This window comes from Rufibacter hautae, from assembly GCF_008271695.1.
Taxonomy (GTDB): Bacteria; Bacteroidota; Bacteroidia; order Cytophagales; family Hymenobacteraceae; genus Nibribacter; species Nibribacter hautae.
Genome location: NZ_VKKY01000002.1, coordinates 1,670,377 through 1,695,563, shown reverse-complemented (window position 1 = coordinate 1,695,563; position 25,187 = coordinate 1,670,377). Strand labels below are relative to the sequence as shown.

At 51.5% G+C, this 25,187-nt stretch carries 22 protein-coding genes; 18 read left to right on the top strand and 4 right to left on the bottom strand.

Translation table 11 applies throughout. The annotated features are described in order from the left end of the window. Window positions 1-90 precede the first annotated feature (90 nt). Together FOA19_RS15935 and FOA19_RS15930 are read left to right on the top strand one after the other, a co-directional pair. On the top strand, window positions 91-960 hold the full coding sequence (locus FOA19_RS15935; RefSeq protein WP_149091765.1) for an SDR family NAD(P)-dependent oxidoreductase: 870 nt from the start codon (window positions 91-93) through the stop codon (window positions 958-960). A gap of 2 nt (window positions 961-962) precedes the next feature. Next, entirely contained in the window at window positions 963-1,970 is a 1,008-nt protein-coding gene (locus FOA19_RS15930; protein ID WP_223808928.1) for an SMP-30/gluconolactonase/LRE family protein, read from the top strand. 163 nt (window positions 1,971-2,133) lie between these two features. On the opposite strand, the gene FOA19_RS15925 is transcribed toward FOA19_RS15930, so the two are convergent. Further along, the gene (locus FOA19_RS15925) at window positions 2,134-2,373 is read right to left on the bottom strand and encodes a copper chaperone (RefSeq protein ID WP_149091763.1); all 240 of its coding nucleotides are present in this window, start codon (window positions 2,371-2,373) and stop codon (window positions 2,134-2,136) included. Window positions 2,374-2,722: 349 nt separating this feature from the next. Between FOA19_RS15925 and FOA19_RS15920 the strand changes: the two genes are divergently transcribed. Both FOA19_RS15920 and FOA19_RS15915 read left to right on the top strand, forming a co-directional pair. Beyond that, window positions 2,723-3,013: a hypothetical protein gene (locus FOA19_RS15920; RefSeq protein WP_149091762.1), complete on the top strand. Its 291-nt coding sequence runs from the start codon at window positions 2,723-2,725 to the stop codon at window positions 3,011-3,013. 468 nt (window positions 3,014-3,481) lie between these two features. After that, entirely contained in the window at window positions 3,482-4,345 is an 864-nt protein-coding gene (locus tag FOA19_RS15915) for a hypothetical protein (protein WP_149091761.1), read from the top strand. 471 nt (window positions 4,346-4,816) lie between these two features. On the opposite strand, the gene FOA19_RS15910 is transcribed toward FOA19_RS15915, so the two are convergent. After that, window positions 4,817-5,713, bottom strand: coding sequence for a helix-turn-helix domain-containing protein (locus tag FOA19_RS15910; protein WP_149091760.1), 897 nt, complete (start codon window positions 5,711-5,713; stop codon window positions 4,817-4,819). A gap of 203 nt (window positions 5,714-5,916) precedes the next feature. Here FOA19_RS15910 and FOA19_RS15905 point away from each other — a divergent pair, with 203 nt between their 5' ends. The 7 genes from FOA19_RS15905 to FOA19_RS15875 all read left to right on the top strand — a co-directional run bounded on the left by FOA19_RS15905 (window position 5,917) and on the right by FOA19_RS15875 (window position 12,016). Further along, window positions 5,917-6,891 (top strand): aldo/keto reductase, encoded by a 975-nt coding sequence (locus FOA19_RS15905; protein WP_149091759.1) that lies wholly within the window; start codon window positions 5,917-5,919, stop codon window positions 6,889-6,891. A 65-nt stretch (window positions 6,892-6,956) separates the two neighbouring features. Beyond that, window positions 6,957-7,796 (top strand): aldo/keto reductase, encoded by an 840-nt coding sequence (locus FOA19_RS15900; RefSeq protein ID WP_149091758.1) that lies wholly within the window; start codon window positions 6,957-6,959, stop codon window positions 7,794-7,796. A gap of 67 nt (window positions 7,797-7,863) precedes the next feature. Then, on the top strand, window positions 7,864-8,238 hold the full coding sequence (locus FOA19_RS15895) for a nuclear transport factor 2 family protein (protein WP_190300428.1): 375 nt from the start codon (window positions 7,864-7,866) through the stop codon (window positions 8,236-8,238). A 50-nt stretch (window positions 8,239-8,288) separates the two neighbouring features. Beyond that, the gene (locus FOA19_RS15890) at window positions 8,289-9,272 is read left to right on the top strand and encodes an aldo/keto reductase (protein WP_149091756.1); all 984 of its coding nucleotides are present in this window, start codon (window positions 8,289-8,291) and stop codon (window positions 9,270-9,272) included. Between the two features lie 49 nt (window positions 9,273-9,321). Further along, complete coding sequence (locus FOA19_RS15885) at window positions 9,322-10,452, top strand: aldo/keto reductase (protein ID WP_149091755.1); 1,131 nt, start codon at window positions 9,322-9,324, stop codon at window positions 10,450-10,452. 176 nt (window positions 10,453-10,628) lie between these two features. Further along, window positions 10,629-11,207, top strand: a complete 579-nt coding sequence (locus FOA19_RS15880; protein ID WP_149091754.1) for an NAD(P)H-binding protein — start codon at window positions 10,629-10,631, stop codon at window positions 11,205-11,207. 125 nt (window positions 11,208-11,332) lie between these two features. Beyond that, window positions 11,333-12,016, top strand: coding sequence for an NAD(P)H-binding protein (locus FOA19_RS15875; protein ID WP_149091753.1), 684 nt, complete (start codon window positions 11,333-11,335; stop codon window positions 12,014-12,016). A gap of 184 nt (window positions 12,017-12,200) precedes the next feature. Here the strand turns inward: FOA19_RS15875 and FOA19_RS15870 are convergent, their stop codons facing one another. Further along, window positions 12,201-12,779 carry a helix-turn-helix domain-containing protein gene (locus tag FOA19_RS15870; protein WP_190300427.1) on the bottom strand — a complete coding sequence of 193 codons (579 nt, stop codon included), beginning with the start codon at window positions 12,777-12,779 and terminating at the stop codon, window positions 12,201-12,203. Between the two features lie 378 nt (window positions 12,780-13,157). Here FOA19_RS15870 and FOA19_RS15865 point away from each other — a divergent pair, with 378 nt between their 5' ends. Together FOA19_RS15865 and FOA19_RS15860 are read left to right on the top strand one after the other, a co-directional pair. Then, the gene (locus tag FOA19_RS15865) at window positions 13,158-14,366 is read left to right on the top strand and encodes an aldo/keto reductase (RefSeq protein WP_149091751.1); all 1,209 of its coding nucleotides are present in this window, start codon (window positions 13,158-13,160) and stop codon (window positions 14,364-14,366) included. A gap of 88 nt (window positions 14,367-14,454) precedes the next feature. After that, window positions 14,455-14,919 carry a nuclear transport factor 2 family protein gene (locus FOA19_RS15860; RefSeq protein WP_223808927.1) on the top strand — a complete coding sequence of 155 codons (465 nt, stop codon included), beginning with the start codon at window positions 14,455-14,457 and terminating at the stop codon, window positions 14,917-14,919. A gap of 393 nt (window positions 14,920-15,312) precedes the next feature. Here FOA19_RS15860 and FOA19_RS15855 read toward each other — a convergent pair whose 3' ends face one another. Continuing rightward, window positions 15,313-16,395: a glycoside hydrolase family 5 protein gene (locus FOA19_RS15855; RefSeq protein WP_149091749.1), complete on the bottom strand. Its 1,083-nt coding sequence runs from the start codon at window positions 16,393-16,395 to the stop codon at window positions 15,313-15,315. A gap of 546 nt (window positions 16,396-16,941) precedes the next feature. Between FOA19_RS15855 and FOA19_RS15850 the strand changes: the two genes are divergently transcribed. The 5 genes from FOA19_RS15850 (at window position 16,942) to FOA19_RS15830 (ending at window position 24,951) form a co-directional block, all read left to right on the top strand. Continuing rightward, entirely contained in the window at window positions 16,942-17,784 is an 843-nt protein-coding gene (locus tag FOA19_RS15850) for a helix-turn-helix domain-containing protein (protein ID WP_149091748.1), read from the top strand. 134 nt (window positions 17,785-17,918) lie between these two features. Further along, complete coding sequence (locus FOA19_RS15845; RefSeq protein WP_190300426.1) at window positions 17,919-18,431, top strand: cupin domain-containing protein; 513 nt, start codon at window positions 17,919-17,921, stop codon at window positions 18,429-18,431. Window positions 18,432-19,352: 921 nt separating this feature from the next. Then, complete coding sequence (locus FOA19_RS15840) at window positions 19,353-21,029, top strand: GH39 family glycosyl hydrolase (protein WP_223808950.1); 1,677 nt, start codon at window positions 19,353-19,355, stop codon at window positions 21,027-21,029. Window positions 21,030-21,571: 542 nt separating this feature from the next. Continuing rightward, window positions 21,572-23,074 (top strand): PhoX family protein, encoded by a 1,503-nt coding sequence (locus FOA19_RS15835; protein ID WP_149091746.1) that lies wholly within the window; start codon window positions 21,572-21,574, stop codon window positions 23,072-23,074. Between the two features lie 422 nt (window positions 23,075-23,496). Further along, window positions 23,497-24,951, top strand: a complete 1,455-nt coding sequence (locus FOA19_RS15830; protein WP_149091745.1) for a cytochrome-c peroxidase — start codon at window positions 23,497-23,499, stop codon at window positions 24,949-24,951. Window positions 24,952-25,187: the final 236 nt, after the last annotated feature.

The following is a 25,187-nucleotide window of genomic DNA, read 5'->3' as shown; positions in this document are numbered from 1 at the left end:
TAGGCTGAAAACATTAAAAGGTTTTCCCGTAAACCTTAGCGGGTTGGTAGGAGGGAAAGACATACACTAAAAATCTCAAAAAGTACTGTAATGGGAAACAGATTAGAAGGAAAAGTAGCCATAGTGACGGGCGGAGGAGCCGGGATTGGCGAGGCCATCTGTAAGAAATTCGCGAAAGAAGGGGCGAGTGTGGTAGTGGCCGGGCTACCCGATGATCCGGTAGAGGCAGTAGCCAAAGAAATCATGCAGGAAGGCGGCACGGCCATCCACTTCACCGGCGACCTTTCCCTGTGGCCGGTGGCCCAGAGCTGCGTGGACCTGGCCGTGAAGCAGTACGGGAAACTGGACATCCTCATTAACAACGCCGGCGTGTTCGTGGAGACCAACTACCTGACCGACTACTCCGAAGAGTCCTTCGATTATATGATGAAGAACAACGTGAAGACTACCTTCCTGATGTCCAAGGCCGCCCTGCCCCAGCTGCAGAAAACCAAGGGCAACATCGTCTCCGCTGGCTCCGAGGCCGGGGTGCTGGGCATTCCACAGAACGCGCCCTACGGCGGCACCAAGGGATTCGTGATCGCCTTTACCAAGGGACTGGCCGCCGAGCAGGCGGCTTACGGGGTGCGTTGCAACGTAGTAGGACCGGGGCCCATTGACACCGCCTGGACGCACAAAGAGCTGGGCCCCATGGACGCCAAGATGGAGAAGCTGAACAAGCAAGCCAACCTGACCGGCCGCCGCGGTACTCCCGAGGAGGTAGCCAACGTGTACCTGTTCCTGGCTTCGGACGAGGCCTCTTTTGTAACAGGTGCCCATTACATGGTGGACGGTGGCATTACCATCGCCAAAGGCCCGGCCGGCGAGGAAGCGGATTCTTCCTTCAAACAGGAACCTACGGGTGAGCTGAACCTCCAGCACTCCATGGAAGGACACACCTCCATCAGAAAAGAATCATGACCATGGCCACTGCTAACCTCACGAACGTAGCTACCTTCAAAGGTACCCAGGTAACCGGCGTTACCATCAGCCAGACCGGTCGGCTGTTCGCCAACTTTCCCCGGTGGCACGAGAACCTGCCGTACTCCGTGGTGGAAGTACTGGCCAACGGGCAGTACCGACCCTACCCGGATGAGTCCTGGAACGCCTGGCACGGGCAGCCGGAGCCTAATACCTTCATCTGCGTGCAGTCGGTGGTGGCGCACGAGGACTCCCTCTTCGTGCTGGACCCAGCCAGCCCCATGATGAAGGGGGTGGTGGGCAACGCCATGCTCTACGAGTTCGATCTGGAGTCTAACACGCTCAAAAACAACTGGACCTTTGACAAAACCATCGCGCCCGAAAAATCTTACCTCAACGACCTGCGGATTGACCGGGAGGCTGGAAAGATCTACATCACTGAGTCAGGGGTAGGAGCCATTATTGTGCTGGACCTGGAGACCGGCGTACCCCGCCGACTGCTGGACGATCATCCGTCTACCAAATCAGAGGACGTGTGGCTGACCGTGGAGGGCGAGCGTTGGGTAAAGGACGGCGAGAAACCCAGTATGCATGCAGACGGCATCGCGCTCTCCAACGACGGGCAGTACCTCTACTACCACGCCCTTACCGGCTACACGCTCTACCGCGTCCCCACCCGGGCGCTGAACGACGAGTCCCTGGATGCTGCCGCCTTGGGCGCTCAGGTGGAAGACCTGGGCAAAACCCCGGCTCCGGACGGGATGATCTTCGATAAAAATGGGAACCTCTACCTGGGCGACCTGGAGAAGAACGCCATCATGGTAAGGACTCCGGACGGCGAGCTGAGAACTTTTGTGGAAGGGAAAGACGTGAAGTGGCCCGACACCTTCACCATAGACCAGCACGATAACTTCTACTTCACCACCTCGCGCATCCATGAGGCGGTGGGTGACATCTCGGGGCTGGACTTCCATATCTTCAGGGTACCCCTGGCGGGAAGTCAAAGCTGATGACCAAGCCGCTTTCCCGTTTTAGGGCCGATTTTCTGGAATTAACCCTAAAACACGGAAGTTGTACCTCAACAGTGCTTTTAAAAACAAACCGTCTGCCTATGTGCTTCTTGCTTCCATGGGCAGACGGTTTTCTTTATAGAGGCAAATTCAACTGATCAAATTATAACTCATCCCCCCCAATGCCCAGCACCCGGAGCAGCTCAGCGCTGAACCCGGCTTCCGCCACGGCGTTCTTCACTTTCTGGGGATCAAGGTTATCGCCTGAGACGCTCAGGATATTCTCTCCGGTATTGGTGTCCACCTTCCATTTGCTTACCTCCGTTACCCCGTCCAGGTAAGGAGCGACCTTGCCTATCTCCTCCTCCTGGCCTATGTTGGTTTTGAATTTCAGTAGTTCCATACATTCTCGTGTTGGTCTGAAATCTTTTACTTAGAATAGGGGCATTAGTTGTTCTGACGTTCCTGCCTAAGCCTGGGACATATCACCGGAAGGTATTTTGGTCAATACCCTTGCCTTCTAAGCCTTGCGGCTTGTTTAAGTTTCAGAAGGCGATGGCATAAATTTTTGATGTTGTTTCTACTATCATAGTTTTGGTGAACATCAGCAAGTTAATATAACAGTTTATCAAGGTAGTTTCTTTCGCTTTAGTTAGCCGCGCCTCTGCTTGATTTATATAAAATTCTGTTTATCAGCAGTATTACGTAAAAATACGTACCTTACCTGCCGTATAAGTTCGAAAGGAGGAAGAGTGGAGGATTTAATCCTGAGTGTGATCTATGCCTTGGTACCGCTGCCAGAGGCGCCTCATGGTTCCTTGGTGCAGTCCAGCAAAGTGCAAACTACCCTCAGCGTGGGCGCCGAGGAATTGGATCCTCACCTGATGTCCCTCCAAGAGGGAAGACTCATCCAGGTCTCCGCTCACCGAGACTACGTGTCGCTGACCCGTGAAGGGGTCTTGCGGGTGGAGTGGCTATGCCGCCAGCCTCTGGATCCTAGGTTCGGCCCCCGGCTGCCCGGCCCGGGGGAGTCACCCGCCTAGCCGCCAAGGACAGGCCGCAAAAGGAAACCGCACACCTTTTGGGGCGTGCGGCCAATCCTGTTCCCCTCAGAGCGCGGGCGGGTAAGGAGATTGAATAAACAAATATGAAAACGGGACCTTGTTCCTTATCATACCCCTGGGTGCGCTACAGGTTTCACGCATAGGCAACAATCCGTGTTTTAACCTGACAAGTAGGTATTTACCAGCATTGCCCATAGGTTTTACAAGGTGTTTTCCCGAACAGTGAAATCTTCCGAGCAGAACCTGTTCGAAGTCTAAGCGCAGGCTCGTGCCTGCACATGCGGCAAAAGCGGAGTTCGGTAAAGTATTTACCTCTCAATAACATATAACCTTTATTTAAATCCTAAATTAGCGGCCACTCTAGATGAAAGGGTGAAACATTGGTCGGCTATGGGTGTTCTTCTATTACATGCGGTCAGAAAATACATAACTAAATCATGACGGGACATGTTGAATGTGAACTCCCTAAGTAAGGACGCCGACCCAGAGTTGGGCAGGAAATCCTCCATCCTGATAAAGATTATCTGGAGCATCCTCCTCGTCATCAACGTGTCCTTCATCGTGAATATGTTCCTGCAGCCGGAGCATGTTCCCCGGTACCTGATCATCCTGCTGCTCCTTTGGGCCGTAAGCATTCCCTTGATCGTCTCCACCAAGAAAGGGCATGTCTCCCTAAGCGCCTACCTCTATATTTCCTTTCTGCTGCTGATGATTTTCGGGTTCGGGTGGACCGGGGGCGGCATCAAAAGCCATGGTTCGAAGATCCTGCCGATTGTGGTGCTGTTCGCCGGCCTGACGCTGGGCAGGAAGGAGATTTGGCTGTTCGGCATTGCTGCCTCCTTGGGAGGGCTTGCGCTCGCTCTGGCAGACTATTATGATGTATTGCCAGTAAAGGAGGCCCTAGGGCAGTCTCCCATGACCTTTTGGATATACAGCGTCACCGCCATATTCCTGCTCTGCTACCTGGAGAACATGTCTGTGGAGGAACTGCGCAAATCTTTGCGCCAAGCCCAGGAAGAACTCTCGCTAAGGAAAGAATCAGAAAGGGTACTGGAGGAGAAAAACAAGAGATTGACTGAGATAGCGTTCCTCCAGTCGCATGTGGTGCGAAGGCCAGTGGCAAATATCCTCGGACTTTCAAACCTGTTCAACTTAGACAACCCAGGCGACCGGGTAAACGCCGAGGTAATTCCCAGGCTTGCCGTCTCCGCAAAGGAACTGGATGAGGTCATCAGGGAGATCATAAGCAGGACTGAGGATATTGACTCACGTTCTAAGGAAGACCACGGCATTTCTGAAGAAAGGGTTTAATAGAGCATAAACAAGCCAGGATTTCACCTTAAAATTTTCCTGAATTCAAATAATCTGCTTTCCGCTTATCTTCGCCTTTTCCTCCTTACTTTCGCTTCAGATCTAGCAAATGCCAAAAATGAAGCAACTTACAAAAGTGGCACAAATTTCATAGTTTAAGTTGGTAGATCTGAACTTGGTCAAAGGGAGTAGTTGCTAGCGTTTACCGAGAGATGAACCTGCAAACAACACTTTAGATAGGGCTGCATCTCTTGCACTTACTGCACTATTAAATTCCCACAAAGCAGTAATCCTTCCTAATCAAACCTCATCAACAAAATCAAAGCCTTGCAATAGAAGAGACATAACCTGCCCTTTAACTGTAAGCCCAAGTTCTAACAAGCAACTTACTATTTGTGCTTTAGTTTTTGACTTAGCCGCTTTGATAAACATTAAAGCCAATCTAGCTTTATTTCACTAGGAGATACACCATCAATTCAACATCCGGTACTCATTTGGTGTAGATCCAACATGCTGTTTGAAAGCCCTACTGAAGTGCTGCGGGTATTTGAACCCTAGTTCGTAGGCGATCTCACTCACGGTCTTGCTGGTATCGAATATCTTCTCCTTGGCAACATCCATGATCTTCAGATGGATGTACTCCTGGGCTGATTTGCCGGTCTCTTTCTTCACCATATCCCCGAAATAATTGGCCGACAGGTGGAGCTGCTCGGCGAAGTACCCCACCGTGGGCAGGCCAATCTCCTGGGGCTTGTCAGACTTGAAATAGTCCGTCAATAGATCCTCGAACCTCTGCAAAATACCCTTGTTCACCTGCTCGCGGGTGATGAACTGCCTATCGTAGAAACGCTCGCAGTAATTAAGGAACAGCTCAATATTAGACACGATCAGCTTTCTGCTGTGCTTGTCAATAGGCAGTTCCAGTTCCAACTTTATCTTAGACAGACAGTCAAGGATCACCTTATGCTCCCTTTCTGATAGGTGAAGCGCCTCATGCACCTCATAGGAGAAGAAGGTGTAATCCTCGATATGTCGTCCCAGCGAAGTGCCGCGGATCAAGTCCGGGTGAAACACCAAGACCTGCCCCTGGGGCTGATAGACTTCCCCATTGTTCTCCACACCTATCACCTGCCCGGGCGCCACGAATACAAGGGTCCCCTCCTCATAGTCGTAATAGTTGCATCCGTACCGCAGGTTCCCGCATTTAACCTCTTTCAGAAAAATGGTATACACCCCAAAATTGGCCCGGAAATGTTGCCTAGGATGCGTTTTTGAGAAGTCCAACACGCTGACCAGCGGGTGCAGGGTCTCGTGGTCATTGAAGGCGTTGTATTGGGCGACGGTGTCAAACTTTAAGATGTTCTCCATGATCTTACTTTCATATTCATCTCAAATTTAGCCTTTTAAGGGGCCTTGCCAGTGCATTATACCCCCAATCAGTAATAATGGTAGGGAATACAGTAATCTGTATACAACCTGAGCTTAAAATAGGTGGGACCTTTGTCATGTTGAAAGTGGTAATCGTTCACCGCCGATACTAAATGCTAACTACCAACGAGTAAAAAGAGGTTATGAAAACACGCAAATTAGGAACCGGTGGCTTGGAGGTTTCTGCTCTGGGCATGGGCTGTATGAACTTGAGCTTTGGGACAGGACAAGCGGCTGATATCAATGACGGTATTAAGGTAATCCGCACCGCAGTGGAGAGAGGAATTACTTTCTTCGATACCGCCGAAGCTTATGGTCCCTATACCAACGAGGAGCTGGTAGGCCAGGCACTCGCACCCTTCCGCAAAGACGTGGTTATCGCCACCAAATTCGGGATGATCTCAGAGACCGGCATCAACAGCCAGCCGGCCCACATCCGCAAAGTGGTGGAGGAGTCCCTCACCAGACTGAGAACCGATTACATTGATCTCTATTACCAGCACCGGGTGGATCCCAACGTTCCCATTGAGGACGTGGCCGGTACCCTGAAGGAACTCATCGCTGAAGGTAAGATCAGATACTACGGTCTGTCTGAGGCCGGGGCGAATACCATCCGCCGCGCGCATGCCGTCCACCCGGTGGCTGCCGTGCAGAACCAATATTCTATCTGGACCAGGGAGCCTGAGGCGGAGGTACTGCCGTTGTGCGAGGAACTGGGCATAGGGTTCGTACCGTGGGGACCATTGGGTACTGGCTTCCTTACCGGCACCATTGATCCCAACACCAAATTTGACCCGAACACCGACCTGCGGGCGAATTTCCCGCGCTTCACGCAGGAGGCCATGAAAGCCAACATGCCCGTGGTGGATATGCTACGCAGCGTGGCCCAGCGGAAGAACGCCACGCCGGTGCAGATCGCCCTTGCCTGGCTGCTGGCCCAGAAGCCCTTCATCGTCCCAATCCCCGGGATGGACAAGGTGGAGTACATTGACGACAACCTCAAATCCATCGATCTTGAGCTGACACCCGCAGACCTGCAGGAGATCGAAGCCGAATTGTCCAAAATCAACATACAGGGAGCGAGGCTGGACGAAGGTCTGCTTTCCATGTCCGAATAACCTATACAGCGCCTGCCCTTTCACTAAAAAAGGCATGCGCGTTTCAACTCCATTTTCTGAAAACTATGCAAAAAGTAACCTTAAACAACGGGGTAGAGATGCCCATCCTGGGATTTGGTGTTTACCAGATCACGGATGCCGAAGAGTGCGAAAGAAGCGTACTGGAAGCGATACAGGCCGGTTACCGCCTGGTTGATACCGCCGCTGCCTACGGCAACGAGGAAGCAGTGGGCAGGGCCATCAAGAAGAGCGGCGTAGCCCGGGAAGAGCTGTTCATCACCACCAAACTCTGGGTGTCTGACATCGGATACGAGAGCGCCAAGAAAGCCTTCGAGAAATCCCTGCGGCAGCTGCAACTGGACTACCTGGATCTGTACCTCATCCACCAGCCTTACGGTGATGTATACAGTGCCTGGCGTGCTATGGAGGAGCTGTACCAGGCGGGCAGGATCAGGGCCATTGGGGTAAGCAACTTTTACCCAGACCGCGTGATGGATCTGATCCTCCACAACAAGGTGGTGCCGGCGGTGAACCAGATAGAGACGCACCCTTTCTGCCAGCAGACCGAGACTCAAGAATTCCTGCAGGAAAACAAGGTGCAGATAGAGTCCTGGGGACCGTTTGCCGAGGGCAGGAACAACATGTTCAGCAATGAAGTGCTGCTTTCCATCGGGGCAAAATACCAGAAGAGCGTTGCCCAGGTAATCCTTCGCTGGCTGATCCAGAGAGGCGTGGTGGTGATCCCCAAATCGGTGCGCAGGGAAAGGATTGAGGAGAACTTCAACGTCTTTGATTTTGAATTGAGCGCCGAAGACATGGAGTCTATCAAGGCACTGGACACCAAAGCGAGCGTCTTCTTTGACCACCGTGACCCGGCCATTGTGAAGTGGCTAGGCAGCATGTAGTTCACTCATGTCCGGCGCCAGGGATATCCTTGTCACCTTGTTTTTCCTCCATTCAATTTCCTTCACCATGAGTTCATTGGCACAATCAACCGCAGAAGCCGAGATACTGAACCTGTCCCTTGACAAGTTCCGCTGGAAAACCGAGCGGGAAGTAGACAAGGTGGCGGACCTGTTCGACGACGAGTTGGTCTTCGTGCATCTCACCGGGCACATCACCACCAAAGCGGATTGGATTCGGCAGATGAGGACCGGCGCTTTCGTGTACAACAAAATCGCGCTGAGGGAGCACTCCGCTAAAGTGTACGGCGACACCGCCGTGTTGGTGGGCAAGGCCGCCTTTACGGTAAACGGAAGAAGTGTCTACCATTTGGTTTACACCGAAGTGTACACGAAGAAGAACGGCAAATGGAAGTTGGTGAACCTCCATACCACCTCCGGGTAGTAACACACCTGGTTTTAACATTCTGTTTTAAGCCTAAAAATTCAAAAACGATGCAAAAACGCACATTAGGGAACAGCGGACTGGAAGTCTCTGTCCTGGGATTAGGTTGCATGGGCCTGAGCTATGGCTATGGCCCTGCGACAGACAAGCAGGAGGCCATCAACCTGATACATGCCGCCTATGAACAAGGTCTCACTTTTTTTGACACGGCCGAGGTGTACGGGCCTTTTACCAACGAGGAGTTACTGGGCGAGGCACTGGCCCCTTTGCGGGAAAAGGTAGTCATCGCTACCAAATTCGGTTTTCTGGACGGTAATGCTGGCAACCCTGTGGACAGCCGCCCGGAGAGTATCCGCAAAGCTTTGGAGGGTTCGCTCAAAAGGCTGAAAACGGAGTACGTAGACCTGTATTACCAGCACCGGGTAGACCTCAACGTGCCGATGGAAGACGTGGCCGGTACCGTTAAGGAATTAATTCAGGAAGGAAAAGTAAAACACTTCGGCCTCTCGGAGGCCGGGGTGCAATCCATTCGCAAGGCCCACGCCGTGCAACCGGTTGCCGCGCTGCAAAGCGAATATTCCTTGTTCTGGCGTGAGCCGGAAAGGGAAATCATCCCAACGCTGGAAGAGCTGGGCATCGGCTTTGTGCCGTTCAGTCCCTTGGGGAAAGGATTCCTGACCGGTGCCATCACTGAACAGACCCAGTTTGACAGCTCGGATTTCAGGAACGTGGTTCCCCGTTTTTCGGAGGAGAACCGGAAAGCCAACCAGGCGCTGGTGGATTTACTGAAGACCATCGCCGCGGAAAAGAATGCCACGCCCGCCCAGATAGCGTTGGCCTGGCTACTGGCCCAGAAACCTTGGATTGCGCCTATCCCAGGCACCACCAAATTGCACCGCCTGCAGGAAAACACCGGTGCCGCCTCCGTCAACCTAACCGCCGACGATGTACAGAAAATCGAAGAGGCTGCCTCCAGGATTGAGATCCAGGGAGAAAGGTACCCGGCCCACATGCAAAAACGGATTGACCGGTAAATGACTGGTCCGGGCCAATTCATCCTCAAGAAATGTAAAGAAGAGAACTATGGGAAACAGTAATATTAACCGCCGAAAATTCATTGCCACGGGGGCAATGGCCACCTCGGCCATCGCCCTGGCGCAACTTGGCTTTGCCCAAAGCAACAGCGGGAACGCCATACCTAAAAACAGCCCCAACCTACAGAATAGGAATTCGGCTTTGCCAAACAGGAAACTGGGGAAGCTGGAGGTTTCGGCCATTGGGTTGGGCTGCATGAGCATGACCAGCAACAGCTACAATCCGCCACGGCCTAAGAATGAGATGGTGAAAGTGATACGGGGAGCGGTGGACCGCGGAGTCACGTTTTTTGACACGGCCGAAGTGTACGGCCCTTACACCAGCGAGGAATACGTGGGCGAGGCCTTGAAGCCGCTTAGAAACAAGGTAGTGATCGCCAGTAAATTCGGCTTCAAATTCGAAAACGGAAAGAGTGTCGGGCGGGATTCCAGACCGGCCAGTATCCGCAAGGCGGTGGAAGGCATGCTCCGTCGTCTGCAGACCGACCGCATTGATTTGCTCTATCTGCACCGGGTAGACCCGCAGGTGCCTATTGAAGACGTTGCCGGAACTGTGAAGGACCTCATCAGGGAGGGGAAAGCCCTGCACTTCGGTCTCTCGGAGGCTTCCCTTGACAATATCCGGAAGGCGCACGCCATACATCCGGTCACGGCCCTGCAGAACGAGTACTCCTTGGTGGAGCGTGTGCATGAAAACAAGACCTTGGCTTTGTGTGAGGAGCTGGGCATCGGGTTCGTGCCGTGGTGTCCCGTGGTGAGAGGGTTCATGGCCGATAGGTTCAACGAATACAGCCGGTTCTCGGACGAGTCGCGTTTTACCGCTGTTCCCTATTTCACCCCAGAAGCCATCAGAAACAACATGGCGCTCCTGAACCTTGTCAGGGATTGGTCTGACCGCAAAGGTGTCACCCCTGTTCAGCTTTCCCTGGCGTGGCTGTTGGCGCAGAAGCCCTTTATCGTACCCATTCCCGGGACAACCAAGTTGCATCACCTGGACGAAAACCTGGGAGCATTCAAGGTGGCATTCACTCCTAATGAGTTGAAGGAATTCCGGATTGCGTTTGAGAAAATCAACTTGATGGGCGTTCGCGCTCCCGAAACTGTATTGAAGGATGTTTAAAACCTGGGAGGTTGTTGGCATCAGACATCCAATAGTTGGCGCAGTTCCTTCCGCAAACCCTATGACTCTGATTATCGGGGCATCAGCATCGGGTTCCGCCTCCTGATGGAAGCAGAATAGAGGACCAGTGGCAACATCTTAAGACTTGCTCGAATCAATTAAACTTGAAAATAGAAATGAAAAACGTACTTATCCTCGGCGCAAGCGGTAACATCGCAAAACACGTCATCGATATCTTAGTCAAAAAGGAAGACATCAACCTGACATTGTTCCTGCGAAGCAAAAACCGGTTGAGAAACAAGGACATTACCGGCTGCTGCATCATTGAAGGCGACGTGCTAAATTACAACCAGCTGAAAGAGGCAGTCAAAGGCCAAGATATCGTGTATGCGAACTTGGCCGGAGACTTGGAGGCAATGGCCAGCAACATTGTGAAAGCGATGACAGAGGCAGGCGTGAAGAAGGTTATCTTCCTCAGCTCGATCGGGATATACGATTCCCCAATGAAACCCGTACTGAAGCCCTACCGCCGGGCTGCCGACGAGCTTGAGGCATCGGACCTTGATTACACCATCCTACGGCCAACCTGGTTCACCAATGACAATGAGGTGGATTTCGAGATCACCCGGAAAGGCGAACCAGAGAAAGGATCGGTCATTTCCCAGAAAAGCCTGGCTACTTTCATCTCAGAGGTTATCGAAACCCCAGAAAAATACAGCAGAGAGAACCTAGGCATCAATAAACCCAATTCTTGACTCTTTTGTCAAAGTAGTTGCATTGTGCAAAAGAAATAAACTAAAGATCAAGGGGTTAGCCCTGGTATTTGGTATGATGTTCTTGCGTACTGTTTTAATAAAGATTTTATAAAAAGGGGCTTTAAATGCGAAATACTGTAGCCGTGCTTGGCGCAACAGGACAGGTCGGCAGGCACCTGGTCCAGAAATTGGTGGCGCGAGATCTTGAGGTGCGGGTCCTCTCCAGAAGCGTGGCAAAGGCAAAAAAACTGTTCGGAGATGCAGTTGAGATAATGGAGGGGGACTTTATCTCTTCAAAAGACCTAAAGAGCTTGGTGGAGGGAGTAACGCATTTGTTCGCAGCTCACGGGGCGGGTGATTTCGCAGGGGAAAGGGGGTATGAACTGGTTGTTTTCGGAGGCCTGGACAAAGCTTTGGACAGTATCCCAGCGGACCAGAAAACCCATGTCATCTATCGATGCTGCCGAAGTATGGAACGTACCCATTCTTACCTTGAAGCTGATTATTGGCTAGGGTTAACGGAGCGGATGCTACAGAGAAGTGGTCATCCCTTCACCATCCTACGGCCGACTTACCTTAACAAAGACAAAGGAGCAGATAAGCAGGCAGGTTCAAAACAGGTGGGATTGGGAGACGTAACCATTGACGCGGAGGGCGTAGCCGAGGCAATGGTACAGGCCATGCGGTTCGGGTGCGCGAAAGGAAAAATCTTTGAATTGCCCCATATGGTAGATGGAATGGGAACCAACTGGGAGGATTTCTTTTCCAGACCGCTACCTGAGGAGGAGATGATCAGCCTCTGGAGTTAAAGATTTGGTAAAGAAATATCTTTCATTAATTGATCTGAAAGAGCTTCAGATTCGAAAAATGATTCAGTAAGGTTTGTTAGATAATCTCAAGGTTAATAGATAAATCCTTTTGGGCTACTCCGATTTCCGATAAATGCTTCAGGAGATATAAGGAGATTAGATTGTTCATTGGCGGGATGCACAATTACAAATCCGCCATCCGTTGGCGGTATTCACTCGGCGAAACGCCCAGAACTTTCCGCACATACCGGCTGAAGAACGACTGGCTCGAGAAGTTCAGCGTGTCAGCAATCTCGGTGAAGCTGAGTTTATTGTTATCCAGAAGAATGATGAGCCTTTGGGTGGTGTAGTTCTGGATCCACTCCAAGGCAGTCTTACCGCTGTTCTTCTTGCAGACCTCCGTCAGGTACTTGGGGGTGATGCAAAGCTGTGAGGCGTAATAGTCCACCTCCCGTTCTTCCATGCAGTGTTCTTGGACCAGCTGCAGGAACCGCTCGAATAGAGAGCCTTTCTGGTTGTTGATGCTGCGCTTCTCCATCTCCTTGGAGAAGATGTCCCACATGTCCATGACAAACATCTGCAGCTGCAGGTTCACTGTCTCATTTCGGAACCGGTGCCGCCCGTCGCTGTGTCTTCCCTCCAACAGCCTGAAGCTGTCCAGGCATCTTCCGCTGTCTCTTTCGGAGAGGTGAACCACCGGATTCTCCTGGGAGAACAGAAACCCCTTGATGCCCCAGCCGATGTCGGGGTTGTTCCTGCTCATCAGGCCGAAGGAAACCAAAAGGCAAGTTGCTTTAAAGTCTTCCGAACAATCTATCCCGCTAAATTCCAGGCTTGGGAGGAGTATGGCAATATCATTCTCGCCTAGTTGGTACGGTCTGCCTGCTAACCTAAAGTGGGCTGTCCCTCCGTGGCAAAGCACATGTATGAAGTAATTTCCAAGAAGGTCTGTGGGAACCTCACAATTACCTGCCATCTCCAATACCACAATCTCTCTGTCGGCATCCATATCAGTCTGTTTGGGTTAGAGCCTGCTTACTTAAATTACAAACCAAGGTGTTTTGTGACAATACTACTGATAAATATGTCACAAGTATGGCCTTTGGAGCAAGTAATTTTGTATGGACCAAAAGCAATAACCATGGACGAGCAAAACAAAATCAACCGCCGGAACTTCCTGGCCAGATCCACAGCGGCCGGATTGGGAATGGGCCTCACGGCCGCCACTTTCGGGGTTTTCGCCTCATCTTTTAAAAACGACCATAAAACTGGGACAGATATGAAAAACAGCACGTTGGGGAAGCGCAGGCTAGGTTCCTTAGAAGTCACCGAGCTCGGGTTCGGCTGCATGAACATCGCGTGGGCCTACGGCAACCCGCCCTCCAGGGAAGATGCGATCAAATTGATCCGAAGCGCCTATGAGCAGGGCGTGCGTTTTTTTGATACCGCCGAGATCTACGGCCCGCACACCAGCGAGAGGATCACGGGCGAGGCCCTGAAGCCGTTCCGCAAGGACGTGGTCATCGCCAGCAAAATAGGGTTTGACATTGACTTTGAAACTGCTCAGTTGAAAGGCGGGCTCAACAGCAAACCGCAGCACATAAAGCAGGCCGTTGACTTCATGCTCAAGCGTTTGCAGACCGATCACATTGACCTGCTTTACCAGCACCGCGTGGACCCCCAGGTACCCATCGAGGAGGTGGCCGGGGCGATGGCAGAATTGATCATGGCAGGGAAAATCCGGCATTACGGCCTATCCGAGGCTGGTGCGGCAACCATCCGCAGGGCCAATGCGGAGCATCCCGTGACGGCCATCCAGAACGAGTACTCCTTTTGGACCAGGGACCCTGAGGCCGAGGTGATTCCTGTTTGCGAGGAGCTGGGAATAGGCTTTGTTCCCTGGAGTCCGCTGGGCATGGGGTACCTGACGGGCAAGGTGTCGCCCAACTATGCGTTTGCAGAAGGTGATATCCGCAAGAGCCTGGGCTTCCCCCGTTTCACCCCGGAGGCTTTGGGAAAGAACCGAACAGTGGTGGAGGTACTGCAGAAAGTGGGTAACCGGCACGACGCCACCTCCGGGCAAGTGGCACTGGCATGGCTTCTGGCGAAGAAGCCGTTTATCGTCCCTATCCCCGGCACACGCCTGATCCCGCACCTGCAGGAAAACATGGGTGCCGTGAAAGTGAATCTGACGACCAGTGACATGAGCGAACTAGAGACCGGGTTCGCTTCCATCGGGGTGTTCGGGGACAGGGCGCCTGCTAACCTGAAGGAGTCACACGACACGGGGACGAGCCTGGGAACCACTTCCAAAGGAACTGCCGGGAAAACGCCTTTGCCCAAAAGATAACCTCATCTCTTCTTACACCATTGCCATGAAATCAGTCATAGGAGTATTCACATTCGTTTTATTTTCAACCCTGACATTCGCACAGAAAATGGACAACAGAAACATTGAACAGCGCTTGGCCGCCATCGAGGACAGAATGGCCATCAAATACGTAGTGGACGAGTTCTCCAACCTCGCCGACACGAAGGAGATAGACAAGCAGGTCCTGCTTTTCACCGCCGACGGCGTAGTGGTGTCCGTCTCCAATGGCCAGTCGGCAGCGCCCTTAAAAGGCAGGGAGCAGCTGAAACAGGCCTTCTCCGGCTTCCTCTCGAACTTCCACACGGTGTACCACCAGAACGGGCAGCAGACCATTGACCTGCAGGGGAACAAAGCGCAGGCGACCAGCTACTGTCGGGTGATACTGGTCGGGAAGCAGGATGGGAAGGAGGTGAAGACCACGCTGTACACCATCTACAAGGACTCCTTCGTCAAGGAAAACGGCAAGTGGCTGATAAAACACCGCACCTCCAATTTTGTGCATCGGGAAGTCGCTGAGGTGCCTGTCAATTAGCACTGATGGAAAATACACCAATGCTCTCCTAATCGGCTAACCAAGAAGCATAGGCCGAACGCGCATACTTGGCCCTGATTTAATATACGTCTGGCTTTAACTATAAAGGAAGAGGTTATGGAAGACAGGATAACCTGGGTCGGGTCCATTGGCCTGAAACCAGGGCAGCTAAACTAACCTGGCAATTATCCTGTCGAGCTGTACAAACCATAAAGCAAATGAGGCTGTCCCTTTGGGTCAGCCTCATTTGCTTTATGGTTTGCCTTGTTATTTTCGAATCCTTCCGGTTCATCTTTATGGTAGAAAGAGCAGGTGGCTCTCGGGTTAGGAAATGCAATAAACAGCCACCTATTCAGGATGCGTTTCGGGGAATGATTTCGTGGCTCTGTATTTTTAGTAAGCTTGAAGCAGCGTCAACATCTTTCTATCCAGTTGATGCCCCTTATAATCTTCGTAGGCAACATCCGTACGACCGCTGTTCAGTACACCGAAATCGCCGCGCAGATTCCACAGCGACCACCCCCACCCGTTTTCTTTCCAAATCTCCAGATTGTCTTTCATCCAGGCGAGGGACACATCGTGGGGCGTGTGTTTGTAAGCCCCCCATTCACCCACATGCACCCCTACGTTTTCATTTGATAACTTCTTCCATGGGTCAAATATTTCGCGTTGCAGGCGCGCTTTGTCCCACACATCCGTTTCGCTTTGTTTATAGGGCCAGGTAGGCAGGGGCCATGTATCGGAGCCGGATGCCCAGGACGCCTTGTAGTGCGTAAGCTGGAAAGGCCCGTAACCGCGGGTGCTCTGGCCCACCTGCAGGTCTTTGATGCCGAAAACAGGCTTGGTGCCGTACTGCATGCCATCGGCAATGATAAGGCGTTTCGGATCCTCGGACCGGATGGCTTCCACCAGCCGCGTCACCACGCGCACGTAATCGGGTTCCTCTACCTTGGAGGGCTCGTTGATCAGATCAAAGCTCAGCCTTTTATTGGAGATGCCTTTGTAGCGCCTGGCAAACGTTTGCCAGTGGAAGGCAGCGCCCTCCAGGGCTTTTTCATCTTTCCAAAGGTTAAGCGGCTCTTCCGGCGGATTCACGCAGTAGCCTGGAATGCGGTGGAGGTTCAGGTTTACGTGTACCTTGTACTTGCGGCCATAGGCAACAGCCTGGTCAATTTCCTTCAGTACCTTCTCCTCCATCTGCAACCAATTATCGGGCCTCGACCAACAATGGTACGACATAGGTAGGCGGGCAAAATCAAAACCCCATTCGGCCATCATCTGAAAGTCGGTTTCCCGGTAAGGCTGGTTATGGGCACCGTTAAACTTCTCAAGCAGGTTAAAGCCCCGCCAGCGCGGCAAGTGGTTTGGGTTGGGATTATCGCGGGCGGCTAATGGAAAAGGCACTCCCACCAGCGCAATGGCAGTAGCACTCATCCCTAATTTGATAAAATGGCGACGGTTTAGGTTTTCGAACATGAGAGGCGATTAGACATTATACAAACCTATGACTGGCTATAGTATTAAATATATGCAAGTGATTGTATCCTTCGGCAAAGCTACTAGTGATATTTTTGATGAGGTCCGATGCCAGGCCCTGAGAAGCTTGCGAAGCATTCCCCAAAACCAGTACCCAAACGTTTCCCTCTAACTAGCTCGCCTAGGGCTTTGAACTGCTTGGTACCTCTATTTAGTGTCCGAAGGCTTTGACCCTGAGGACAACTCCCCAAGCGACCCAGCACGGGATCTTTTCTTGGCTTGTGATTAAAACCAAGAAGCAATGGTTACTACTTGCCGTTTAGAACGTAAACAAACGAGAAACTGAGACTCCGGTAAAATTATCTATTTTACCGGAGCCATTACGTTACCGGCCGCTTACAACCTGTTTCAAAACAGCGGTTCGGTTGCAACCTGCCAACAATCTATCTTCATCAACCATTGGAACAGGGGCGAGGCTAAGGTACCGCTGGACAACGCTGCTTAGGAAACACCTGCTACATTGGGCGTAACCTTAACTTTTCTGGTATGATTTACAGGTGTTGCAGGCCAAGTGCCCATCTCCAGGAGTTCATCCGGGACTTTTTGCTTATTCACTTCGACTTCAGGAACCTGGAAGCGGCTCCCGTAAAGCCTTATCCGGCCTGTCCCAAACAGGGAATCATTTTCTATATCAAGGGCACTGTGGTATCAAGTACCCCTGAGACAGGGATCTCGGAAAAGAGGGCGCCAACGGTGATTTTCGGTCAACCTACCACCCGCCAAAACCTGCACCTCCCAAAGGATTACCTCGCTATCAGTGTCCGCTTCCAGCCCGGTGCCTTGTTTAAGTTCCTTGGCTTGCCTATGACCGAATTCCTGCAAAGGAATGTGGACGCAGAATTACTCTTTGGGCAAGAAGCAAGGCTGCTCCATGAGCGGCTGGCAAATACGCCTTCCTATGGGGAGATGTTGGCGTTAATAGAGGGGTTTCTCTGGGGAAGAATCCAGAAACTGAAAAACATCAGGCATCCAGTGGATAAAATTGGCCAACTGCTTTTTGAGAACCCCCAAGCGTTCACGTTGGATGCCATGGCAAAAGAAGCCTGCCTGAGTGCCAGTCAACTGGAACGCCGGTTTTTACAGCAGATCGGTGTTCCGCCTAAGCTTTATGCCCGCATATGCCGTTTCCACCAAGCCTACCTTATGAAGCAGCGGAACCCAGATTTGACATGGCTGGAGGTGGCTTGGGAAAGTGGCTACAGTGACTACCAACACCTGGCAAAAGATTTTAAGGCCTTCTCCAACGGCACCCCTAATGAACTGATCCAAGAGGATGCAGGCGCTCCCGAACAACGATTACTGCTTAACCCTAATTTCAAGTACGTTTGAAAGTCGCCGATTTCTTACCACTAAAGTCTCCCCGGTTCTTGTGAGTTTTACGGAAGATTGATTGTCACTAACCTTCAATCGCTAGACAGATGAAAAGAGGGACTTTTATCAAAACGAGTTTAATGTCCTTACCTATGCTCAGTCTAAAACAAACAGAAGCTCTTGCCTCCGAAAGGCCACAGAAAGGCTTCAAGGTAGCTGACGGGGACAACCGGCTGCACGAAAGCGTGAAGCTGGACGGGGTAGTTCCCATTGACTTCAAAGTCCTGTCAAAGGACACGGACGGCGACTTGGCCGTCATGACCAGTTCGAACAACCCAAAGGCGACGGGCCCCCCTCTCCATATCCATCCTGACTTTGATGAGATATTTTATGTGACAAAAGGGGAAGTGAAGTTCAAAGTGGGAGAGGAGATTTTCTTTCTGAAAGTGGGTGATAACGTGTTCATCCCCCGGAACGTGCCGCACTGCTTCACAATCGTCAGTGAAATACCCGCTACCTTCCTAATCATCGCCCAACCGGCGGCAAAATTGGAGGAGTTTTTCAGGGCCTATGGCAAGGTGGAAAAAATGACCCCCGAGATTGGCATGCGGTTGATGGCGGAACACAACATGAAAGTGGTAGGCCCTCCCTTGACAGTGGATTGAGGGGCTATTGCCTAACGCTGTATTCTGAAAGCTGACAGGTGAACCATCAACCAGTAGAATAACTTATTCAAGCGCTTCCGAATAACGCACCAGGGCCAATGAACCACCATTCCCGGCAACTGGAGGATTGGATGAGTCTATGGTGAAAAGTCAGTAATGTCATGAATTTCGCCCGCGTACAAACCATAGAGACCGCGTTACATTTTGGTCTGGTGATGGAACTCGGTATTTCATTCGGTTTTGTTAGGGCAAGTAAGGAACAGCCTTGGGCTATGAGGATTTCTCTGGCCTACCATGCCAGCCTCTGGAGGAGTGTTCTCCTCGACTCTGCCATGCTTGCATACCAAATCATCCGATATCAACCCCCACTTAAACTTTCGTTTCATTGCATGCTTTTTAATGGAGCATTCCATTTTGTTGTGGTAAGGCCTAACTCCAACTAGGTGTGAAAGGTAACTCCACGGCTAACTTTTCATGCTGCATTTCCAACTGTTATATATCCAGTTAACGTGTTTCAATCTTAGATAGCAGGTTTGTTGATAGTATTCTGGTAATGAACAAGTGATTTTTTACCTAAATTTTGTGAAATGTTTAATAAGTGTCAAATAAACACTATATTGCTTTGGATAGGCTGATGTTCATTTGGAAGTATAAAGTCAATTGAAAATACCTTAAGCGGTTATTCTGAACATTTCGCTCAGGCGATAGCCCAACCTGTTTTCAGAACACGGTCACCTAAAGAGGATAGGAGATAGGTATTGTTTAGGATTCAGGTCAGCCTAGATAAGTAGATACCACTGGCAGCAGAAAAAGACCAGTTCAAGTAATAAATCAAAGTTTAACTCATATACAAAGGACATGATGCAGAGATTTGTTACGGCTTGTGCTACTAGATTGGTCCTCATGGCCCTTGCTGGGGTGATGGCCATTGGAGGTTTCGCCCAGAGCGGAAATGCGCAAACGAGAACCAGTAGCCAGGAGAAACAAGTGTCGGTGGAGATTGATCTCACAAAATCCGTAGGCAAAATGTATCCAGCTTGGGCATGGTTTGGCTATGATGAGCCAAACTACACCTACATGAAAGATGGCAAGAAACTGCTGACGGAGATTTCCAAGTTGAGTCCGGTGCCGGTGTATGTCCGTACCCACAGTTTATTGGTCACCGGCGATGGGGAGGCTGCCTTGAAATGGGGGTCTACTAATGCCTATACCGAAGATGCTTCCGGAAACCCGATCTACAACTGGCGACTGATTGACAGCATTTTCGATACGTATGTCCAGAGAGGTATGAAGCCATTGGCGCAGGTTGGGTTTATGCCCCAGGCGCTTTCTACCCATCCAGAACCGTATCGGCATTACTGGAAGCCCGGCGACCCCTACACCGACATCATTACAGGCTGGGCGTATCCACCAAAAGATTACAACAAGTGGGCCGAGTTGGTGTTTCAATGGGTAAGGCATTCGGTAGAGCGTTACGGCCAAAAAGAGGTGGAGAGTTGGTATTGGGAGCCCTGGAATGAGCCGAACGGCCACTACTGGAAAGGCTCCATGGAAGAGTTCTTCAAGCTGTATGACTATACCGCCGATGCCATTAAAAGAGCCTTGCCTACCGCCAAGGTAGGCGGCATCAATATTGCAGGAACGGGCGGAAAAGACGCGCAAAACTGGATGAAGTCCTGGGCGAAGCACTGCCTGGAGGGTACCAACTATGCCACTGGTAAAAAAGGCACGCCGGTAGATGCCATCCTTTTTCACGCCAAAGGAGCGCCGCGGTTAGTGGATGGACATGTGCGCATGAACATGGGTGCGCAGTTGAGGGATATAGAGGCAGGCTTTAAGTTTGTGAGGGCGTACCCGCAGTTCAAGGATCTGCCAGTCATCATAGGAGAGTCAGACCCAGAAGGATGTGCCGCCTGTGGCATGGCCACAAACCCTGAGAATGCCTATCGCAACGGCACCATGTACTCCAGTTACACCGCCGCCTCGTTTGCCCGTAAATACCTGCTGGCCGACCTGCACCAGGTAAACTTTGCCGGAGCTGTTTCCTGGTCGTTTGAGTTTGAGAATCAACCCTGGTTTTATGGTTTCAGGGATTTGGCTACTAACGGAGTAGATAAACCGGTTCTGAACGTGTTCCGCATGTTTGGGATGATGAAAGGCGACAGAGTGGCGGTAACCTCAGAGCAAGGCTATGGTTTGCGTACTGCCGTGGACTCCAGCTTCCGGAAATCCTTCACCGACATCAATGCACTGGCCTCTAAAGATGCTAAGGAAGCCACGGTCATGCTTTGGAACTACCACGATGATGATGTCAAAAGCGATGCAGCAGCAATAGCAGTGCGCATCAGCGGCGTTCCGGCCAAAAAAGTAAAACTGACGCAGTACCTCATTGACAGCGAGCACAGCAACTCTTATGAGCTTTGGAAAAAGATGGGATCACCTAAAAACCCTACTGCAATACAAATCAAAGAATTGGAAAAAGCAGGCCAGCTACAGATGCTGGGCTCGCCCCGCACAGTTTCTGTCATCAACGGAAAGGCGGTAGTGGATATGAAACTGGAGCGTCAAGGAGTTGCGCTGCTGAAACTTCAGTGGTAAGGAAGCCTTTCAGGTGACGGCTAAGGAGTTGAATGGGCCAATTACCTTCAATAGGAAATAAAAATCAGAATTGATTTGATGCCCATTTCTAAAAAATAGCTTCAAAAGAGCATTGGAGAATCAGTAGTTTGTATAGGTTTGAAGTTGGCTAAGGAGAAGTGTACTTATTTAAAAGCTGGGTCTCTCTTTAATCACGGCCAAGATAAACTGATAGCGGTAGGAGATAGGCGACCGGAATTTTACACAAACGGCAGACTACTAGCACCAGACGTGATGGAGAGCCATTTAAACCTCATGTACCATCTCTAAAAAGAGTTGATGAGGAGGAACGGGAAGGATTTATTAAGTATGTGAAGGAACTAGATACTGGAAAACCTATCATCGCTATACCAATCTGGCTATTTGAAACCTGTGTTCTTGCATTTCCTTCATGTTACGGAAGCGTTAAGGACAGCAGGCAGATTTAACAATGGATTAAAGGTGAACTAACGAAGGGGTAACACCAGGGGAATACTTTTGAGGTATAAACTCAACCCCTACACATGAAACCTTTTTTTACCAGAAAATCAGCCTTCGCGGTAGGCTTAACCGCTCTAATCTTCTTGGGGGCCTGCCAGGACGATGACTCCTCTGAGGAGACGACCCCCGTTTCGCCGGCATTGGAGATCAAGAATCAGTCTGTGACTCCCTCGCTGGTGAAACTGCTGTCTGGGTTTGAGGGCGTCAAAATCAATACGCTCATCAGCAGCGATGACAAACTAGAGGGTTCTCCTTCCTTTATCTATGGTGCCCAGCCAGATGGCTCCGGCATGCTGAAGAACCCCGATGGCGAAGGGTACGTCATGATCACGAACCATGAGATTCTGCAGTCCGTTTCGCGGGTGTTCCTGGATAAAAACCTGAAACCCACCAAAGGGGAGTACATTGTGGATGGGGCGGGCGGACGCTGGAGGTTGTGCTCGGCCACCCTGGCCACTCCTGAGGAGCATGGCTTCGGCCCTACGTTCCTGACCGCGGGCGAGAGCGGCATTGAGTCCATGATCCATGCCATCAACCCTTTCGGGTCAACCAATGACAAGAGCAACCCTAACCGGGTTTTGCCAGCTTTGGGCAAATGCAGCGCAGAAAACGCCGTTCCGCTTCCTAAGGCCGCTTATCCCGGGAAAACGGCCATCTTCATAGGAGAGGACGAAAGCAACGCGGCCAACAGCCTGGGCCAGGTGAACCTTTACCTTTCCAACACCACCGGTGACTTACAGAACGGCAAACTGTACATGCTGCGCCGGACAAACAAAAACACCGTGGAGACCGATATGCAGGTGAACACGGCTTATGACGTGGAGTTTGTGGAGTACAAAGATGTCGCCACCAGTACCGGAGCCCAGCTGGCTGCGCAGACCGTGGAGCAAGGCGCGCTTCAGTTTGCCCGGGTAGAAGACCTGGACTATGGCAAAGGCACTGCCAACGCGAACAGAACCCTTTATTTCACTTCCACCGGGGTGAGCCAGGGAGACAAAATTACGCCAGTAACAGGGCTCACCATGTGGGGACGGGTATACAAACTGGAGCTGGACGCCAACAACCCTTTGGCCGGCAAGCTTACGGCTTTGATTGACGGTGCCGAAGACCCAGGCAACAGCATCGTGAACCCAGACAACATCTGCGTCACAGAAAACTTCGTCTACATCCAGGAAGACGGTGATTCTTATTACAAAAACAACAAGCATGACGGCCGCATCTGGCAGTACAGTATCGCTTCTAAACAGATCAAGCCGATGCTGGAGATGGACCACCGCAGATCAGACGCCACCTTCAATGCAAAGTACAACCCCACTAACGACACCCGCCTGAGTTCCTGGGAGTACGGAGCCATGTATGACATCTCCAGCCTGGTGGGCGTGCCCGGTACCTTCGTCGTGAACATCCACCCCCACACCTGGACCAGCGACAGCTTCCTGCCCGGCGGCAAAGGAGCCGATGGCAGTGGTGTCATCAACAACAAAGAGGGCGGCCAGACCGTGATTCTCACCGGAGTAGCCCGCTAAAAAGAACTCGTTTTATCTTCCATCCCTTGTCGTCTGTCAATTGCAAAAGCCTTCCGAGTTTCGGTAAGGCTTTTGTCTTTCACCTGTATAAGCACCATGAGACTAACCCTAATTTCTTCATTTCTCTTATTGATTGCTTTCCTGTTTTGCGGCTGTTTTCCTAAAAAGAAGCAGGAAATAACCGCCAGAACAAAAGAGCACTTGCAGGCCCAATTTGATACTCTGCAGCTGATAACGGAAAGGCAACTGCTCCAAAGCGCGCAAACCGGAGACGAGGCGGCCACGCAAAAAGCATTTCTGCAAACCCGGCAAGCGTATAAGAAATCACGGAGTATTATGCCCCCACGGCCAGCAAGGAACTGAACGGGGCACCGCTGCCCGAGATCGAGATAGAAGAGACACGGGTATTCCCGCCCTCGGGGTTGCAGGTCATAGAAGAATACGTGTACCCGGCGGTGCAGCCAGAAGATAAACCTGAGTTGGTACGGGAAATAAAAGCCTTTCTCTCCACCCTTAAAAGAACCCGCGTGATCCTGGACGAGACCGTGTTCACCGAAGGCCACATTCTGGATGCCGCCAAGCAGGAGGTGTTCAGAACCATGATTTTGGGCATTACCGGGTTTGACACTCCTTTGGTAAAAACAGGCGTAAAAGAGACCGCCGTGGCGTTGGCAGCGGTCCAGGAAGTGCTGTCCTTTTTCGGGGAGAACCCCGCGCTGCACACCTTGCTGGAGCAGGCCATCCGTTTCACCGGCCAACCCCAGGACTTTGATGCCTTTGACCGCATGAAGTTCATCAGGCAATATGCCAACCCTATTACGCGCGGCATGGTGGCCTGGCAGCAGGAGCTGGGCATTCCGTTTGTTCCGGCGGCACTCGCGGTGAACCCAAAGGCCGCCACCTTGTTTGAACCAGACGCCTTAAACCTGAATTACTTTGTAGGGAATCTGGAAGCCCGGCCCACTCCCCAGAAAGTCGCTTTAGGGAAAGACCTGTTTTACAACCCCATCCTCTCTGCGGGTAGCCGCACCTGCAGCAGTTGCCACCAACCAGAACTGGCCTTCACCGACGGTCTTCCTAAAAGCAGTGCCTTGGCCACTGGTCAATTCGTGGGCCGCAACGCACCCACTCTATTATATGCAGGGTACCAGCACGCGCAGTTCTATGACATGCGTTCGCCCACGCTGGAAAACCAGGCGCTGGATGTCATCTCCAACAAAGACGAGATGCATGCCTCGGTGGAAGAAGCTGCCGTTAAGCTCAACGGCAAGCCTGCCTACGTCCAAACCTTCAGAAAAGCATTTCCCACCATCGAAAAAGAAATTTTACCCAGGCACGTGACGATGGCCTTGGCAGCCTACGTCAGGTCACTGTCTCCTTTCAATTCCCGCTTCGATTTGTATATGCAAGGCGAGGAAAATCAACTGAACAGCCAGGAAATCGCCGGGTTCAACCTGTTCATGGGGAAGGCTAAGTGCGGCACCTGCCATTTCATGCCCGTCTTCAATGGCACGGCTGGCCCGGCCTTCGCCAATACCGAGGGTGAGGTTTTAGGGGTGCTTCAATCGCCTAAAGGTAAAAAGCCCACTCTGGACCCAGATGAAGGAAGATACGTCCATAATAAAATAGAAGAGCTGAGATTTGCCTTCAAGACGCCCACCATCCGGAACATTGCCAAAACCGGTCCCTACATGCACAACGGGGCCTACCAGACCCTGGAAGAGGTGATTGACTTCTACGACCAGGGCGGCGGCGTTGGGCTGGGCCTCCCGCTTGAAAACCAAACCCTGCCCAGTGACAAGTTACAGCTCAATGCGCAGGAGCGGAAAGCCCTTGTAGCGTTTCTCCACACCCTTACCGACCGCGTGCCGTTGTAGGGAACAGTGTCTCATGCTCTTGGGTTGACGTCAGCGCTCAGGGTTTGGTGACGTTTCTGTAAAAAAAGCCAGTAAACGGGTATGCCGTGCCACTCCGGCTTGGTCGCCTCTGTATGCCCGTGCATTTGCAGTACCACTGCTAGATGATGGTAAGTAGTATTTCCTGCCTCTTAAAGCCCGCCTCAGTATAAGTTACCTGTAGTTCTCCAAGAAGAGGAGTTGTTAACCTATTGTTA

Bases quoted from the DNA above. Each gene is read 5' to 3' on its own strand.
- FOA19_RS15845 (WP_190300426.1), top strand. From the start codon at position 17,919: ATGCTCAGTCTAAAACAAACAGAAGCTCTTGCCTCCGAAAGGCCACAG.
- FOA19_RS15900 (WP_149091758.1), top strand. From the start codon at position 6,957: ATGCAAAAAGTAACCTTAAACAACGGGGTAGAGATGCCCATCCTGGGA.
- FOA19_RS15895 (WP_190300428.1), top strand. From the start codon at position 7,864: ATGAGTTCATTGGCACAATCAACCGCAGAAGCCGAGATACTGAACCTG.
- FOA19_RS15865 (WP_149091751.1), top strand. From the start codon at position 13,158: ATGGACGAGCAAAACAAAATCAACCGCCGGAACTTCCTGGCCAGATCC.
- FOA19_RS15855 (WP_149091749.1), bottom strand. From the start codon at position 16,395: ATGTTCGAAAACCTAAACCGTCGCCATTTTATCAAATTAGGGATGAGT.
- FOA19_RS15880 (WP_149091754.1), top strand. From the start codon at position 10,629: ATGAAAAACGTACTTATCCTCGGCGCAAGCGGTAACATCGCAAAACAC.
- FOA19_RS15850 (WP_149091748.1), top strand. From the start codon at position 16,942: ATGATTTACAGGTGTTGCAGGCCAAGTGCCCATCTCCAGGAGTTCATC.
- FOA19_RS15905 (WP_149091759.1), top strand. From the start codon at position 5,917: ATGAAAACACGCAAATTAGGAACCGGTGGCTTGGAGGTTTCTGCTCTG.
- FOA19_RS15890 (WP_149091756.1), top strand. From the start codon at position 8,289: ATGCAAAAACGCACATTAGGGAACAGCGGACTGGAAGTCTCTGTCCTG.
- FOA19_RS15875 (WP_149091753.1), top strand. From the start codon at position 11,333: ATGCGAAATACTGTAGCCGTGCTTGGCGCAACAGGACAGGTCGGCAGG.
- FOA19_RS15915 (WP_149091761.1), top strand. From the start codon at position 3,482: ATGTTGAATGTGAACTCCCTAAGTAAGGACGCCGACCCAGAGTTGGGC.
- FOA19_RS15885 (WP_149091755.1), top strand. From the start codon at position 9,322: ATGGGAAACAGTAATATTAACCGCCGAAAATTCATTGCCACGGGGGCA.
- FOA19_RS15860 (WP_223808927.1), top strand. From the start codon at position 14,455: ATGGACAACAGAAACATTGAACAGCGCTTGGCCGCCATCGAGGACAGA.
- FOA19_RS15840 (WP_223808950.1), top strand. From the start codon at position 19,353: ATGGCCATTGGAGGTTTCGCCCAGAGCGGAAATGCGCAAACGAGAACC.
- FOA19_RS15910 (WP_149091760.1), bottom strand. From the start codon at position 5,713: ATGGAGAACATCTTAAAGTTTGACACCGTCGCCCAATACAACGCCTTC.
- FOA19_RS15930 (WP_223808928.1), top strand. From the start codon at position 963: ATGGCCACTGCTAACCTCACGAACGTAGCTACCTTCAAAGGTACCCAG.
- FOA19_RS15935 (WP_149091765.1), top strand. From the start codon at position 91: ATGGGAAACAGATTAGAAGGAAAAGTAGCCATAGTGACGGGCGGAGGA.
- FOA19_RS15835 (WP_149091746.1), top strand. From the start codon at position 21,572: ATGAAACCTTTTTTTACCAGAAAATCAGCCTTCGCGGTAGGCTTAACC.
- FOA19_RS15925 (WP_149091763.1), bottom strand. From the start codon at position 2,373: ATGGAACTACTGAAATTCAAAACCAACATAGGCCAGGAGGAGGAGATA.
- FOA19_RS15870 (WP_190300427.1), bottom strand. From the start codon at position 12,779: ATGAGCAGGAACAACCCCGACATCGGCTGGGGCATCAAGGGGTTTCTG.